This is a genomic window from Plantactinospora sp. ZYX-F-223 (assembly GCF_039649625.1).
GTDB lineage: Bacteria > Actinomycetota > Actinomycetes > Mycobacteriales > Micromonosporaceae > Plantactinospora.
Genome location: NZ_JBDJAV010000002.1, coordinates 42,222 through 57,233, shown reverse-complemented (window position 1 = coordinate 57,233; position 15,012 = coordinate 42,222). Strand labels below are relative to the sequence as shown.

16 protein-coding genes are annotated in these 15,012 nt (G+C 73.2%); 3 read left to right on the top strand and 13 right to left on the bottom strand.

The annotated features are described in order from the left end of the window. Positions 1 to 8 precede the first annotated feature (8 nt). From AAH979_RS02650 to AAH979_RS02640, 3 genes are all read right to left on the bottom strand, one after another. The gene (locus tag AAH979_RS02650) at positions 9 to 1,007 is read right to left on the bottom strand and encodes a sugar kinase (protein WP_346256359.1); all 999 of its coding nucleotides are present in this window, start codon (positions 1,005 to 1,007) and stop codon (positions 9 to 11) included. A 163-nt stretch (positions 1,008 to 1,170) separates the two neighbouring features. Continuing rightward, on the bottom strand, positions 1,171 to 1,533 hold the full coding sequence (locus AAH979_RS02645; RefSeq protein WP_346256358.1) for a metalloregulator ArsR/SmtB family transcription factor: 363 nt from the start codon (positions 1,531 to 1,533) through the stop codon (positions 1,171 to 1,173). A gap of 50 nt (positions 1,534 to 1,583) precedes the next feature. Then, positions 1,584 to 2,645, bottom strand: a complete 1,062-nt coding sequence (locus AAH979_RS02640) for a DUF2332 domain-containing protein (protein WP_346256357.1) — start codon at positions 2,643 to 2,645, stop codon at positions 1,584 to 1,586. 384 nt (positions 2,646 to 3,029) lie between these two features. Here AAH979_RS02640 and AAH979_RS02635 point away from each other — a divergent pair, with 384 nt between their 5' ends. Next, positions 3,030 to 4,310: a multidrug effflux MFS transporter gene (locus tag AAH979_RS02635; RefSeq protein WP_346256356.1), complete on the top strand. Its 1,281-nt coding sequence runs from the start codon at positions 3,030 to 3,032 to the stop codon at positions 4,308 to 4,310. Between the two features lie 94 nt (positions 4,311 to 4,404). On the opposite strand, the gene AAH979_RS02630 is transcribed toward AAH979_RS02635, so the two are convergent. Then, positions 4,405 to 5,259 carry a pentapeptide repeat-containing protein gene (locus AAH979_RS02630; protein WP_346256576.1) on the bottom strand — a complete coding sequence of 285 codons (855 nt, stop codon included), beginning with the start codon at positions 5,257 to 5,259 and terminating at the stop codon, positions 4,405 to 4,407. A 300-nt stretch (positions 5,260 to 5,559) separates the two neighbouring features. Between AAH979_RS02630 and AAH979_RS02625 the strand changes: the two genes are divergently transcribed. Beyond that, positions 5,560 to 6,765 (top strand): esterase-like activity of phytase family protein, encoded by a 1,206-nt coding sequence (locus AAH979_RS02625; protein ID WP_346256355.1) that lies wholly within the window; start codon positions 5,560 to 5,562, stop codon positions 6,763 to 6,765. 56 nt (positions 6,766 to 6,821) lie between these two features. Here the strand turns inward: AAH979_RS02625 and AAH979_RS02620 are convergent, their stop codons facing one another. Continuing rightward, positions 6,822 to 7,640 (bottom strand): SRPBCC domain-containing protein, encoded by an 819-nt coding sequence (locus AAH979_RS02620; protein WP_346256354.1) that lies wholly within the window; start codon positions 7,638 to 7,640, stop codon positions 6,822 to 6,824. A gap of 190 nt (positions 7,641 to 7,830) precedes the next feature. Here AAH979_RS02620 and AAH979_RS02615 point away from each other — a divergent pair, with 190 nt between their 5' ends. Then, positions 7,831 to 8,055, top strand: coding sequence for a DUF2188 domain-containing protein (locus tag AAH979_RS02615; RefSeq protein ID WP_346256353.1), 225 nt, complete (start codon positions 7,831 to 7,833; stop codon positions 8,053 to 8,055). Positions 8,056 to 8,193: 138 nt separating this feature from the next. Here the strand turns inward: AAH979_RS02615 and ptsP are convergent, their stop codons facing one another. The 8 genes from ptsP to AAH979_RS02575 form a co-directional block, all read right to left on the bottom strand. Next, complete coding sequence (ptsP, locus tag AAH979_RS02610) at positions 8,194 to 9,840, bottom strand: phosphoenolpyruvate--protein phosphotransferase (protein ID WP_346256352.1); 1,647 nt, start codon at positions 9,838 to 9,840, stop codon at positions 8,194 to 8,196. Further along, positions 9,833 to 10,117, bottom strand: coding sequence for an HPr family phosphocarrier protein (locus AAH979_RS02605; RefSeq protein WP_107256135.1), 285 nt, complete (start codon positions 10,115 to 10,117; stop codon positions 9,833 to 9,835). The genes ptsP and AAH979_RS02605 overlap by 8 nt, the downstream gene beginning before the upstream one ends. Before the next feature lie 15 nt (positions 10,118 to 10,132). Next, positions 10,133 to 11,173 (bottom strand): zinc-dependent dehydrogenase, encoded by a 1,041-nt coding sequence (locus AAH979_RS02600; RefSeq protein WP_346256351.1) that lies wholly within the window; start codon positions 11,171 to 11,173, stop codon positions 10,133 to 10,135. Next, complete coding sequence (locus tag AAH979_RS02595; RefSeq protein WP_346256575.1) at positions 11,170 to 11,619, bottom strand: PTS sugar transporter subunit IIA; 450 nt, start codon at positions 11,617 to 11,619, stop codon at positions 11,170 to 11,172. The genes AAH979_RS02600 and AAH979_RS02595 overlap by 4 nt, the downstream gene beginning before the upstream one ends. Position 11,620: 1 nt before the next feature. Further along, positions 11,621 to 11,929, bottom strand: a complete 309-nt coding sequence (locus tag AAH979_RS02590; RefSeq protein WP_203856323.1) for a PTS lactose transporter subunit IIB — start codon at positions 11,927 to 11,929, stop codon at positions 11,621 to 11,623. Positions 11,930 to 11,962: 33 nt separating this feature from the next. Further along, entirely contained in the window at positions 11,963 to 13,138 is a 1,176-nt protein-coding gene (locus AAH979_RS02585; protein ID WP_346256350.1) for a PTS mannitol transporter subunit IICB, read from the bottom strand. A gap of 127 nt (positions 13,139 to 13,265) precedes the next feature. Further along, positions 13,266 to 14,210: a 1-phosphofructokinase gene (gene pfkB / locus AAH979_RS02580; RefSeq protein WP_346256349.1), complete on the bottom strand. Its 945-nt coding sequence runs from the start codon at positions 14,208 to 14,210 to the stop codon at positions 13,266 to 13,268. Continuing rightward, entirely contained in the window at positions 14,207 to 14,968 is a 762-nt protein-coding gene (locus AAH979_RS02575; RefSeq protein ID WP_346256348.1) for a DeoR/GlpR family DNA-binding transcription regulator, read from the bottom strand. Before AAH979_RS02575 ends, pfkB begins: the two co-directional genes overlap by 4 nt. Positions 14,969 to 15,012 lie beyond the last annotated feature (44 nt).

Sequence of the window (15,012 nt, the reverse complement as noted above, 5' to 3'; positions counted from 1 at the left end):
TCCCCGGCTCAGGCCGGTCCGGTGGGCCGGTGCCAGTCGTCCGGCGTGATGTCCAGCACCGCGCAGATCGTCGGCACCGGTGGCAGTTCGGCGAAGTCCGAGACGGAGCCGAGCGCGGCACCGGCGACCAGGTGCCCGAGCCGCAGCCGGGCGGCGGGGGCGAGGCCGCGCAGCGCGCCGGAGAGCCAACCGGCGGCGAACGCGTCGCCGGCACCGACCGGCTCCACCACCTCGACCGGCCGGGCCGGCTCGACGGTCACCCCGTCGGCGGAGAACGCGACCGCCTCCACCGCACCGTTCTTCACCACCAGGGTCCCGGGCCGGTCGACCAGGGCACGGACGTCCTCCGGCTCCTTGACGTCCCAGAGCCGCGCCGCCTCGTCCAGCCCGACGAAGACCACGTCGGCGGCCTGGGCCAGCCGGAGCAGCTCGGTCGCGGCGGTGGAGAGGTCGGGCCAGAGTGCGGGCCGGTGGTTGACGTCGAAGGAGACCAGCCGCCGTCCCGCCGGTCGCGCGCTGATCAGCCGCTCGACCAGCGCGCGGCAGCTCTCCGAGAGCGCCGGGGTCACGCCGCTGAGGTGCAGTACGGCCGCCGGCACCGCGTCGACCCGGGCCGCGTACCCCGGATCCATGCTGGCGGCGGCGGAACCGCGCCGGTAGTAGTAGACCTTCGTGCCGTCCGGGCCGGGGTCCTTGAGGTAGACGGCGGTCGGCCGGGTCGGGTCGACCTCGACCAGCGAGGTGTCCACCCCGGTCGCCCGGACCTGCCCGACGACCAGCTCGCCGAGCGGGTCGGCACCGACCCGGCTGGCCCAGCCGGCCCGGTGGCCCAGCGCGGCGAGGAACATCGCGACGTTGGACTCGGCGCCGCCGGCCCGGAGCACGAAGGTCGACTCGGCGTCCAGCCGCCCGCCGGGGGTCGGGGTCACCATCACCATCGTCTCGCCGACGCACACCGCGTCGAGCACCGTCGCCGGCTCGGCGTCGGTCGTCGTGACCGGGCTCACCGCATTCCCCTCCGTTGCATATGTTGCAACTGCCGCCTCATCATCTGCACCCACCGCTGGACATAGGCTAGATCAGCGACCGCGGCACCGCGACAGCCGGAGCGGATGGAGCGCCGACGAGTGGCCATGAACACTGCCCGGGCGGGTGCTCGGCGGCACGGGTTCAGTCGTGGTCGGGTGCGCCGGTGAGGTGGTGGTCGGCGGCGTACAGCACCTCGGCGACGAGCCGCCGGACGTGGCCGCCCCGCGCCCGGTAGACCGCCCGCCGGCCGTCCCGCCGCACGCTGACCAGGCCGGCGAGCAGCAGCTTCGCCAGGTGCTGGGAGACCGCCGGCCGGGCCGCCCCGACGGCCAGGGCCAGGCTGCCCACGTCGTACTCGTCGTCGCGGAGCAGCCACAGCAGGCGGAGCCGGGTCGGCTCGGCGAGCATCCGCAGCGCGGTCACCGCCGTCTCGATCTGGGCGTCGGTGGGCAACTCCTGCCCGCTGCCGGCGGTCGGTGCCTCGTCGGGTGCGTACACGAGCACCTAGTCTGCTGTCGCCGCGCTGGCCGCGTCCACTCCGCCGGACCACCGGCTCAGTCGGGCGGGTGCAGCGGGCCCAGCCAGCGCAGATGACCGTCGACCCGGAGCAGCGGTACGACCACGCCGTCCGGACCGTGCATCGCCAGCTCGCCGCGCGGATCGGCGACGTGCCCGCCGTGCGGCGCGGACGGCGGCTCCTGCCAGACGTGGTAGAGCGGGCCGCCGTCCCCGATCGAGTCGATCGCGCGGTCGAAGGCCGCCCGCCGACCGGCCGGAACGTGCATCCGGGTCGCCGCGTGGAACACCACCCTCGGCTCACCGGGTGGCAGGCCGCGGCCCAGTGCCGGGCAGACCTGCACCGCGTCACCGCCGACGACGGCGGGCGGCTCGGCCGCCACCGCGTCCAGGGCGGCGTCGAGCAGCGTCGCCGCGTCCTGGTTCTCCGGCCAGACCAGCGCCCGCAGCCAGCGCCGCGCGTGCGCGTCGGTGACGTCCACCGGATTCAGGTCCACCCCGGTCCGGCTGGCGATCGGCGGTACGTCGTCCAGGTCCGGCAGCGGCGTACGGCCCAGCCACCGGCTGTCCAGCGTGACGGTGGCATCGACGGGTCCGAACGCCCGGTCGCCGACGAGGTAGCGGTAGCGGTCGACGTACAGGTGGATGCCGGCGCTCGACCCGACCTCGACCAGGTGCACCGGGCCGGCGCAGCGCTGCCCGATCACCCAGAGCGCGTACCGCAGCGCGACCGCCCGGCGTACGACGTTGGTCTGCACCAGGCGGGTGCGGACGAGTTCGCCGAGTTCGGTCCGGTACCGGCGGCAGAAGTCCCGCAGCACCGGCCCGGCGCCCGCCGGCTCGGCGGCTGACGAGCCGACCAGCGACGGGTAGAAGTCGCGCAGCGGATGCCGTGCCCCGGCCAGCAGCAGGTAGTGTGCCGCCCCGAAGAACAGGTACGACGCCTGCTGCCCCGGCCGCCGGCCGGTCAGCAGTTCGAGAGTCGACCAGTCCCCCGCCACCACCGGGCAGAGCGCCCGGTAGAGCGGGGAGGTGGTGAAGGTTGCCGGCGCGGCGGCGAAGTGTTGCGCAAGCTCGTCGATCTCCCGCGCCGTCGCCATGTCCCTCGTTCCGCGTCCACGTCCGCCGAGTAGTCCACATCCACCGGGTAGCCCAGGTCCACCGGGTCCGCGTCCGGCGATCCGGGTCCGCGTCCGGCGATCCGGGTCCGCGTCCGCCGATTCGGTCGCCGTCCGAAGCTACCCGGGTGGTCCGGGAAGCCGCTCCGGCGAGGTTGCGGCCCGGTCGTACCGGTTGGGTGCCAGCCGTGGTGATTCTGCCGGTTCCCGGACGTCGTACCAGTATCCGGCCCGCGGCGGGCCGGCGGATGTGAGCTGAGGCACCGTTTGATCAAGCGGGAATGTGCCGGAGCGCCAGCGGTTGGAGGCAGGTGTGATCTTCGCTGTCCGCGTCCAGACCCACGACCACCCGCTGGGAAGGCTCTCATGACCGCCACCGCCACGCACGTCGAGGCGTCCGGGCCGCCCGCCACGCCCGGCGACCTGATGACCGGGCGGGAACGGCTGCGGCTCGTCCTCGTACTCGGGTCGTTGATCGCGATCGGGCCGTTGACGATCGACATGTACCTGCCGGCGCTGCCGGCGATCACCGCCGACTTCCGCACCGCCGAGGCCGCGGTGCAGTTGACCCTCACCGGCACCCTTGCCGGGCTCGCCCTCGGCCAACTGCTGATCGGCCCGTTCTCGGACGCGGTCGGCCGGCGGGTCCCGCTGCTCGCCGGCCTGGTGCTGCACGTGGTCGCCTCCGTGCTCTGCGTCGTCGCCCCGAACATCGGGACGCTGGGCGTGCTGCGGGTGTTGCAGGGGCTCGGCACCGCTGCCGCCTCGGTGGTGGCGATGGCCGTGGTACGCGACCTGTTCAGCGGTACCGCCTTCGCCAAGATCTTCTCCCGGCTGATGCTGGTGATGGGCGCCGCCCCGGTGCTGGCGCCCACCCTGGGCAGCGCGGTGCTGGGTTGGTCGGACTGGCGCGGGGTCTTCATCGCGCTCGCCGTCTTCGGGATCGTCCTGGTCACCCTCGCGGCGTTCAAGCTGCCCGAGACGCTGCCGGTGCACCGGCGGCGCAGTGGCGGCGTACGCGGCACCGCCCGGGTCTACCGCTCGCTGCTGCGGGACCGTACGTTCGTCGGGCTCGTCCTGGTCGCCGGGCTGGCGATGGCGGCGCTGTTCGCGTACGTCTCCGGCTCGTCCTTCGTCTTCCAGGAGGAGTACGGCCTCGACGAGCAGCAGTTCGGGATCGTCTTCGGCGCCGGCGCGGTGGGGCTGATCTCCGCCTCCCAGCTCAACGTCCGGCTGCTCCGCCGGTACGCCCCGCAGCGGATCCTGGTCACCGCACTGGGCGTCGGCACGCTGGCCGGGTTCGCGCTGCTCGCCTTCGCCGCGACCGGATTCGGTGGGCTGCCCGCCGTGCTGGTGTCGCTCTGGGTGGTGCTCGCCGCCTCGGGCCTGGCCATGCCGAACGCCCCGGCGCTGGCGTTGAGCCGGCACGGCGAGGCGGCCGGCACCGCGGCGGCGCTGCTCGGCGCGGTGCAGTTCGGCATCGGCGCGCTGCTGGCGCCGCTGGTCGGCGTACTCGGCAACGGCAGCGTCGGGATGGGCCTGGTGATCGCCGGTGGCATGGTCGCCGCGCTGACCGTGCTCTTCCTGGTCGTCCGCCCGGCCCGCCTCTCCGCCACCCCGGAGGTCGCCCCCGCCGTCGCACACTGACTCGACCTCATGATCCGGGAGCGTCCGGCTCGCCCCGACCGGCCGGACGCTCCCGAATCATGCCGGGCGCTCCCGAATCATGCCGGCGCTCCGATCATCTGGGGCGGCGGCGGTTGCGGGCGCGGGTGGGTGCGCGGTGGTGGTGGGAGGGGGCGATGGTCAGGCGCCAGTGGTCCGGGTGGCGCAGGGCCGGCGGGAGGCCGGTCCGGACATCCCCGGCCGCCGCGTCGACCTGGGCCTGGGTGAGGAAGAGGCTGCCGGTCAGGTCGGCACCGCGCAGGTTGGCGCCGCGCAGGTCCGCCCCGGTCAGGTCGGCCAGGGTCAGGTCCACACCGCGCAGGTCGGCGCCGATCAGGTACGCCCCGCGCAGGTTGGCGCAGGTCAGGTCGGCACGGCGCAGGTCGGCGCCGATCAGCTCGGCTCCCCGCCGGTCGGCTCCCTTCCGTCCGGTGCGGGACCGGATCTGCTCGCTGGCCCGCAGCAGCACCTCGTTGACGGTCCGGCGGTGGGTCGCGACGTCCAGGGCGACGAGCGAGGACGGCTCGCCGTCGGCGAGCCGTTCGGTGGCGGCGCGGGCGGCGGCCAGTTCGGCGTGCAGCGGTTCGGCCGGGCGCAGCGCCAGCGCCTCGGTCAGATACCAGAGCAGTTCGTGGAGCTGCCGCACCACCGGGAACACCTCGAACATCCCCGCCGCGATCTCCGGGTCGGCCCGCCAGTCCCGTCCCTGGTAGGTGACCTGGGCGACCTGCTGGCCGGCGCCGAAGCAGTCGAAGACCGTACACCCGGCGAAGCCGCGCTCCCGCAGGTCACGGTGGATGCCGCAGCGGTGGTCGGGCCGGAGGTTGGGGCAGGCCCGGCCGGCGGGCTTGTCGATGGCGAAGTCCGACGAGGCGGCGAAGGCCGGCACCACGCAGCACAGCCCGAAGCAGCGCTGGCAGTCGGCGCGCAGCTCACGCCGCCGCCCGGCCCCCGCGCTCGGCCGGGCGGCCGGGCTGGTCGGGGCTGATGCTGGCTCGGAGGTGCCGGACACGATAGTTGATCTCCAATGAGCGGGCCGATCGGCGGGCCCGCACACCGTCCGGGCGGGCCTACCTCATCGTTGAGCTGGGTGAAGGGTACCTACCGGGCAGCCGGGCCGAGGACGTCGGGCGGCCGCCGGAGCGTTTCGGTAATGAGTGCCCGGTGGACAGCCCGCATTAACCGGCCGCACCTAGCCTCCCCAGCGAGTTCCGCTACGAAAGAAGGACCGATGGGAATAGTGAAGCGGGTCGGCATGGGTGTCGCGGTGGCCGCCCTGGCGATCACCGTGCCCGGGGTGGCCTCTGCCACCGACCGGAGCACCTGGGACCGCGCCGAGTTGTTGAAGTTCGCCGCCCTGCCGGCCGAGACCTTCGTGCCGGGCAGTGAGCCGTCCGGATCCCTGCTCGGCGGTACGCCCAGCAACGGCGTCGTCCCGCCCTTCGCCGACCAGCCGGTGCAGGGCTTCAGCGGCGTACTGCGCAACAGCGACGGCAGCTTCGACGTGCTCTCGGACAACGGGTTCGGCAACAAGGGCAACAGCGCGGACTTCCTGCTCCGGATCCAGCGGGTCGGCCCGGACTTCGGCTCCGGCACCGTCGACGTGGTCGGCGGGATCACCCTGACCGACCCGGACGGCAGGGTGCCGTTTCCGCTGACCCGACCCGACCGGGTACTCACCGGCGCCGACTTCGACGTCGAGTCGATCAGCCGGACCGCCGACGGGACGTACTGGATCGGCGACGAGTTCGGGCCGTGGCTGCTGCACTTCGACCGGGCCGGCCGGCTGCTCGCGGCTCCGGTGGCGCTGCCCGGGGTCTTCGCGCCGGAGAACCCGACCCGGGGCGAGACTCCGGCCAACCTGAACAGCAGCAAGGGTTTCGAGGGCATGGCACAGTCCCCGGACGGGCGTACCCTCTACCCGCTGCTGGAGGGCACCGTCGCCGGTGACCCGGCGGGCACGCTGCGGCTGCATGAGTTCGACATCGCCGCGAACGCGTACACCGGGCGGCGCTGGACCTACCTGCTGGACGCCCCGGGCAACGCGATCGGCGACGCGATCGCGGTCGACAAGGACCGGTTCCTGATCATCGAGCGGGACAACGGCGAAGGGGCGACGGCCAAGGTCAAGAAGATCTACCTGGCCGACCGGCGGGACCGTAACCGCGACGGCCAGCTCGACAAGACACTGGTCGCCGACCTGATGGACATCGCCAACCCGAAGCGGGTGGGTGGCTTCGGCCGGACCTTCACCTTCCCGTTCCAGACCATCGAGGATGTGGTGATTCTCGACGACCGCACCATCGCGGTGCTCAACGACAACAACTTCCCGTTCTCCAACGGAAGGGTGCCGGGGCAGCCGGACGACAACGAGTTCATCGTGCTCAAGCTCGACCACGAGCTGGACGCCGACAAGCGGGTGCTGCGCCGGTACTGAGACCCCGCCGGCCCGCCGCCATCCGGCGGCGGGCCGGGCCACCGGCGGGGCGGGGGTCAGCCGGCGGCCGGGGTGGCCGGCTCAGGCTCGTCCCGCGGCAGCGGCTCGCCGGTCTCCAGCAGCGTCTTGAGGCTGGAGAGGAGCTCCGGCCAGCCCTCGCTGACGCTGTCGAGCACCGGGCTGCCCGGCGCGAAGCCCTCGTGTACGACGGTCAGCCGCACCGCCCTGCCCCGAGGCTCGATCTCGAAGGTCACCTTGCTGCGCGGCTCCTCGGCCAGCTTGGCCACCTCGGCCGGATCCGTCCCGTACGCCCTGGCGAACTCCGGGCTGAAGTCGTGCCAGGCGTACGACAGCCGGCGGTAGGGCTCGGCCTCCAGCACCACCTGCTCCGGGCCGGGGACCCGTACGCCGTTGTGCACCCAGACCATCTCCGAGCCGACCTGCCAGTCGGTCTCGAAGGTGACCCCCCAGTACCGGCTGGTGAAGGCGGGATCGGTCAGCGCCTGCCAGAGTCGTTCCGGAGTCGTGTCGATGTGGCTCGTGTAGACGAATTCGCGCTCGCCCATGGGTTCCTGCTCCAATGCCCTCTTGAGGTCGGCGAGTGCGTGCACCCGCCCCCGGTCGTACTGGTTGATCCAGCGGTCCGCGATGGCGTTGATCGGCTCGGCGTTGAGGTAGTGCAACTTCTCCCGGCCACGCCAGAGCGTGGTGACCAGGTTGGCCGCCTCCAGCACCGCGAGGTGCTTGCTGACCGACTGCCGGGTCATCGCAAGCCCCGCGCACAGTTCCCGGAGGCTCTGCCCGTTTCGGGTGTTCAGGCTGTCCAGCAGCCGCCGGCGACTGCCGTCGGCGAGTGCCTTGAACACCTCGTCCATCCTCGCCATCCTCCCGAATATGCAGCCAGCTGGTTGCCTAAACCATAGGCGGCCAGTTAGCTGCATGTCAACTGCCCGGCCGATCACCGCGACGACCCGCCGAGGATCTCCGCCGGCAGGATCAGTGGTTTCCGATCCCGTGTTCCGGGTAGCTCTCCCTCCATAACCGACAGTCGACCAGGAGGCACAGATGGCAGCACGGACCGAGTACCACGTCGTTCCCGAGGCCAACGGCTGGAAGGTCGAGCATGGTTCCACGGTGGTCGGTCACTACGACACCAAGGAGAGCGCGCTCGGCGCCGGCCGTGACGCGGCCAAGGCGAACCAGCCGAGTCAGGTTGTCGTACACAAGCAGGACGGCCGGATCGAGACCGAGCACACCTACCGCGACGACCCCTTCCCGCCCGCCGGCTGAGAGCAACCGCCGGAGGAGGACGGCACCGGATCGGCGCCGTCCCCGGTGGAGTTCCCGCGCAGCGGCCCACGCCAGCACAGCGGCGTGGGCCGATTCGCGGGTCAGGCGGCGTCGCGGGTCAGGCAGCGTCCGCGCGGGTCAGGCAACCGCCTTGCGGGCCCGCTCGGCGTCGTCGGCGTCCACGGCCAGCCGGGCCAGCCGGGCGCAGTCCGCGTACGACCGCCCGGCAAGTGCCGCCCGCACCGGGGCCAGCGAGCGCCCCGACATCGACAGGCTGGTCATCCCGAGGCCGACCAGGACCGGGGCGAGCAGCGGGTCGGCCGCCGCCTCGCCGCAGACGCCGACCGGCTTGCCGGCGGCACGTCCGGCGGCACCCACCTCGGAGATCAGGCGCAGCAGGGCCGGCTGCCACGGATCCAGCAGCTCCGCCAGCAGACCGGACTGCCGGTCGGCGGCGAAGGTGTACTGGCTGAGATCGTTGGTGCCGATGCTCAGGAAGTCGACGACCTCCAGCAGCTGACCGGCGCGCAACGCCGCCGCCGGCACCTCGACCATCACCCCGGCCTTCGGCAGTCCAGCCGCGTGCACCGCGTCGGCGAACTCGGCCGCCTCGGCCCGGGTGGCGACCATCGGTGCCATCACCCAGACCTCCGCCCCGGTCTGCTCGGCCGCCCGGGCGATCGCCGCCAACTGGGTCCGCAGCAGCTCCGGGCGCTGCCGGACCAGCCGCAGGCCGCGTACCCCGAGCGCCGGGTTCGGCTCCTCGGCCTGGTGCAGGAACGGCAGCGGCTTGTCGGCGCCGGCGTCCAGGGTGCGGATCACCACCCGGCGCCCGGCCAGGGCCGCGAAGACCTCCCGGTACGCCTCGGCCTGCTCGGCCAGCCCTGGTTCCCGGCTCCGGTCGAGGAAGAGCAGTTCGGTGCGGAACAGCCCGACACCCTCGGCGCCGTCCGCCGCCGCCAGGTCGCGGGCCGAGCCGATGTTGGCCAGCAGGGCGACCGGGTGCCCGTCCGAGGTACGCCCCGGGCCGGAGGCCGCCGCCACGGCCGTGCGGTGCTCCCGGTCGGCCGCCTCGGCGGCGGCCACCTCCGCCGGGTCCACCTCCACCCGCACCAGCCCGGTCGCGCCGTCGACCAGTACCGGGGTGCCGTCGGCGAGGTCGCGGGCGCCGGAGCAGGCGACCACGGCGGGCAGCCCGAGCGCGCGGGCCAGGATCGCGGTGTGGCTGGTCGGGCCGCCGGACTCGGTGACCAGCGCGACCACCTGCTCCGGGTCCAGGTCGACGGTGTCGGCCGGGGCCAGGTCCCAGGCGGTGAGCACGTACCGGTGCCCCGGCGAGGGCACCCCGGGCATCGGCCGGCCGAGGCAGACCGCCACCGCCCGGTCGCGCAGGTCGTCCAGGTCGGCGACCCGCTCGGCCAGGTATCCGCCGGCCGCCTCGAACGCGGCGCGGTGGGTGGCGAAGGCCGCGTCGATCGCGTGCGGCCCGTCCGAGCCGGCCAGCACCTTCGCGCGTACGGCGTCGAGCAGCACCGGGTCCTCGGCCATCATCGCCTGCGCCCGGAGTACGTCGACCAGGGTCTTCTCCCCGGACCGCTCGGCCCGCCGGGTCAGGTCGGCGACCACCTCGCGCAGCGCCGCCACCGCCCGGTCGGCCTCGGCCGCCGGATCGGTCACCGGGGCGGGTGCGGGCAGCGCCGGCACCCCGGCGACCCGGAGCACCGGTCCACCGGCGACGCCCGGACTGACCCCGATCCCGTGCAGCGGCCCGGCCGGCTCAGGCATCGGCCGGCTCCTCCGCGTCCAGGTCCCGGGCGAGCAGCTCGGCGAGACCGTCCAGGGCCGCCTCGGCGCCCTCGCCGTCGGCTTCCAGCACCACCTCGGTGCCCTGCTTGGCGCCGAGCGAGAGCACCGAGAGCATGCTGTTGGCGGGTACCGCCCGCTTCTCGCCGGTCCGGATGGTCACCGGGACCGGTGCCGCCCCGGCGGCCGCGACGAAGAGCGCCGCCGGGCGGGCGTGCAGGCCGCTGGCGGAGCCGACCGTGACCGTACGGGTAGCCATGATGGCCTTCCTCTCTCAGGGTTCGATCGTGACCTTGATGGCCTCGCCCCGGGCGACCACGCCGAAGGCGTCGATGGCCCGCTCCAGCGGGAGCCGGTGGGTGATCAGGTCGGACACCGGCACCGAGCCGGTGGCGATCAGGCGCAGCGCCTCGGCATTGTGCGCCGGGCTGGAGCCGTTGGCGCCGACGATGGTCAGCTCCCGGTAATGCACCAGGTTGGAGTCGAGCGAGATGATCGGGTTGTCCTTGGGCAGGCCGCCGAAGAAGCTGATCCGCCCCTGCCGGGCGGCCATCTGCACCGCCTGCTCCTGGGCCGCGCCCGAGGCCGCCGCCGTGATGACCACGTCGGCGCCGCGCCCGTCGGTCAGCTTCAGCACCTCGTCGACCGGGTCGACCTCGGCACCGCAGATCGCCGCGTCCGGCCGCACCAGCGCGGCCGCCAGCTCCAGGCGCTCCCGGTTCAGCTCGACCAGGAAGACCCGGGCGGCGCCCCGGGCCCGGGCCAGCCGGACGTGCAGGCAGCCGATCGGCCCCGAGCCGACCACCACCACGTCGTCGCCGGGACCGACCCGGGCCAACTCCTGCCCGTTGAGTACGCAGGCCAGCGGCTCGGCCACCGACGCCTCGGCGAACCCGACCCCGTCCGGGATCCGGTGCAGCCCGTCCACCGCCAGCACCTTCGCCGGGACGACCAGGTATTGCGCGAAGCCGCCCTCGTAGTGGTAGCCCATCGACTCCTGGTTGGGGCAGACGGTCATCCGGCCCCGCCGGCACTCCGGGCAGGTGCCACACGGGATCGCCGCGATCACCTGCACCCGGTCGCCGGCCGCCCAGCCGGTGACCTCGGAACCGGTCTGCACCACCTCGCCGGCGATCTCGTGCCCCATCACCCGGGGCGGGTGGATGTGGTGGTGCCCGAACTTCGAGATCTTCACGTCGGTGCCGCAGGTGGAGCAGTTGCGTACCCGGATCTTGACGTCGCCGGGGCCCGGGCTGGGCTCGGGGACGTCTTCGATGCGTACGTCGCCGGGGGCGTGGAATCGAACGGCCTTCATGGGTTGCTGTCCTCCCGTGCCGGCGTGAGCAGGGCCAGCACGTCTTCGGGGTCGGTGGCCTCGCGCAGCGCGCGGGCCCGGTCGGGGTCGAGCAGGATCTCGGCGAGGCTGGCCAGCAGCTCGACGTGGCCGTCGCCGCGGGCGGCTATCGCCACGCAGACGGTGACCGGCTGGCCGCCCCAGTCGACTCCGGCCGGAAACCGGAGCACCGCCAGCGCGTCCCGGTGCACCAGGTCCTTGCCGGCGAGCGTGCCGTGCGGGATCGCCACCCCCTCGCCGACGTAGGTGGAGACGGAGCGTTCCCGGGCGAGCATGGTCTGCACGTACTCCGGGTGGACCGCGTCGATGTCGACCAGGGCCTCGCCGCAGCGCCGGATCGCGTCGTCGCGGTCGGCGGCCACCTCGGTCAGCCGGATCGCCCGCCGGTCGAGGAGGTCCCCGGTCAGCTCAGCCACTGACCTCACCACCGGACTCGATCGCCTTGACCACGGCGGTCACCGCCGGGTCGCCGAGGAAGACCTGGAACGGCACGACGATCTTGTCAGGCGCGGCGGCCCGGGCCCGGGCGGCCAGCCCGTTGTGCGTGATCACCACGTCGGCGTCGCCCGGGATCGAGTTGACCGGGGTGTGCTCCACCGTGACCGAGTACTTCTTGAGCTGCTTGCGAAGTTGGCTGGCGAGCATGACGCTGCTGCCCATCCCGGCGTCGCAGGCGACCACGACCTTGTGGATGTCCTTACCGTTGATGCTGCCCATGGCAGTACCCCTCTCGTTCGTACGGTGGTCCGGTCAGCTCTCGGCGGTGGCGGAGCGGGCCACGGCCGGGCTGGTCTCGCGGTCGCGGCCCTCGGTGGTGGGTTGGGCCGCTGTCGGGTCGTCGGCTTCGCCGCCGGTGACCTCGTCGGTCTTCGGCTCGCCGTTGAGCTTGCCGAAGCCGAGCAGCGCCGAGGCGACCACGAAGGAGACCGCGGTGGCGATCAGGACGCCGAGCACCATGCCGAACCAGCCGCCGCGCGGGGTGACCGCCGCGTAGGCGAAGATGCTGCCCGGCGAGGGGGTGGCGACCAGACCGGCGCCGGTGATCATGAAGGTGCCGACTCCGGCGGCGCCACCGGCGATGGTGGCGAGGATCAGGCGCGGCTTCATCAGCACGTACGGGAAGTAGATCTCGTGGATGCCGCCGAGGAAGTGGATGATGCCGGCCGCCGGCACGCTCGGCCGCAGCGAGCGCGGCCCGAAGAGGAAGAACGCGAGCAGCAGGCCGAGGCCCGGGCCGGGGTTCGACTCGATCATGAACAGGATCGACTTGCCGCTCTCCTGCGCCTGCGCCACCGCCAGCGGCGACAGTACGCCGTGGTTGATCGCGTTGTTCAGGAAGAGCACCTTGGCCGGCTCCACCAGTACGGAGGCGACCGGCAGCAGGTTCTGCCCGATCAGCCAGTCCACTCCGCTGCCGGCCCAGTCGCTGAGCCGGCCGACCACCGGGCCGGCACCCCAGACGCCGAACAGGGCCATGGCGCCGCCGACGATCCCGGCGGAGAAGTTGTCGACCAGCATCTCGAAGCCGGGGCGGATGCGGTCCTCGACCAGCCGGTCGAAGAGCTTGATCAGGTAGGCGGCGGCCGGACCCATGATCATCGCGCCGAGGAACATCGGGATGTCCGCACCGACGATCATGCCGACGGTGGCGACCGCGCCGACCACCGCGCCGCGCTGACCGTGCACGATCCGGCCGCCGGTGTAGCCGATCAGGATCGGCAGCAGGCTGAAGATCATCGGGTCGACCAGCTTGGCCAGGTCTTCGTTGGGCAGCCAGCCGGTCGGGATGAAGAGCGCCGTGATCAGGCCCCAGGCGATGAACGCCCCGATGTTGGGCATGACCATTCCGGCCAGGTGACCGCCGATCCGCTGGACCTGGGCTTTGAAGCCGCTGCCCTGGACCTCCGGGGTGTACGACACGGCCATGAGGGGGACTCCTTCGCAGAGGTACGGCCCGCGTTACCGAACGCGGCCCGGGTCGGATGTCATGCCGTCGGCTCCGGGGGTCGGCCGACGTCCGGGATGCTGTCGCTGTGTTGCTGGCATGACCGACTCACCCCTGCGGCAGCAGCGGCCGGACCAGGTCCGGTCGGGGGTGGAGTCGGACGGTGTTCCGGACCAGGTCGCCGGGGCCGGGCATCCGGCTGCCGGGCAGGCTGACCGCGGCGGCGCCCCAGGCGAGCCCTTCGGCGAGGGCGTCCGGGCCGCGCGCGCCGGCGGCCAGGAAGCCGGCCAGCAGCGCGTCGCCGGCCCCGACCGTGCTCTTCGGCTGCGCCACCGGCGACTCCCCGGTGACCACGCCCGCCGCGTCGACCAGCACCGCGCCGTCGGCACCGAGGCTGGCCAGCACGGTGCCGGCGCCCCAGCTCCGGAGCCGGGCAGCGGCGTCGACCACGTCGCCGAGGGACCGCAGCGGGGCGCCGACCGCCTCGGACAACTCCTCCCGGTTCGGCTTGACCAGCGCCACGCCGGCCTCGGCGGCGGCCCGCAGCGCCGGCCCGCTGGTGTCGACCGCCAGCCGCACCCCGGCGTCGACCAGCCGGGCGCAGAGGTCGCCGAAGGCCGCCACCGGCAGCCCCGGCGGCATGCTGCCGCAGGCCACCACCCAGTCGGCCGCGCCGGCCGCCGTCAGCACCGCCCTGGTGACCTCGGCGAACTCCGTCCCGGTCAGGACCGGGCCGGACTCGTTGATCTTGGTTACCGTGCCGTCCGGCTCGGCGAGGGTGATGTTCGACCGGGTACGGCCGGCGATCGGCACCACCAGCAGCTCGACGCCCTCGCCCTCCAGCAGCCGGACGAGCTGGGCCCCCTCCTCGCCACCGACCGGCAGCACGGCGCGGGACGGCACCCCGTTGGCCAGCAGTGCCCGGGAGACGTTGACGCCCTTGCCGCCCGGGTCGAGGTGTGCGGAGGAGGCCCGGATCACCTCGCCCCGGACCAGCAGGTCGATCTCCATCGCCCGGTCCAGGCTGGGGTTGAGCGTGACGGTGAGGATCATGCCCGCACCACCCGTACGCCGGCCGCCTCGACGTCGTCGGCCAGTTCCTCGTCGACTCCGTTGTCCGTGATCAGCAGGTCGAGGTCGGCCAGGGTGCCGAACCGGGCCAGATAGTCATTGCCGATCTTGGTGTGGTCGGCGAGCAGTACCACCCGGCGGGCGGCACCGATCATCGCCCGCTTCACCGCCGCCTCGGCCGGATCCGGGGTGGTCATCCCCCGCTCGACCGAGCAGCCGTTGGTGCCCATGAAGGCGACGTCGACGTAGAGCTCGGCGAGCGGGCGCAGCGCCCAGTCGTCCACCGTGGCCAGCGTCTTGCCGCGCAGTCGGCCGCCGAGCAGCAGCACCGTGAGGTTGGGCTTCAGCCCGAGCGCGGAGGCCAGCACCGGAGAGTTGACCACCACGGTCAGCTCGCGGTCGGAGGGCAGCAGGTGCGCCAGCCGGGCGGTGGTGGTGCCGGCGTCGAGGATGACGGCACCCTCGTCGGGCAGCTCGGCCAGCGCCGCCTTGGCGATCCGCTCCTTCTCGGTGATGAGTACGGCGTCCCGGGCGGCGAGTGCGGGCTCGAACCCGATCCGCTCGACCGGGATCGCCCCGCCGTGCACCCGGCGGAGCACTCCGGCCCGCTCCAGCACGGTCAGGTCCCGGCGGATCGTCTCCGCGGTCACGTTCATGCCCTCGGCCAGCGCCATCACGTCGACCCGGCCCGCCTCGCGGGCCAGACGCAGGATCTCCTGCTGACGTTCCTCGGCGTACATCTGTTGGATCTCCCGCCCGGTTGCTTTTGCTTATCCTTCTGTTT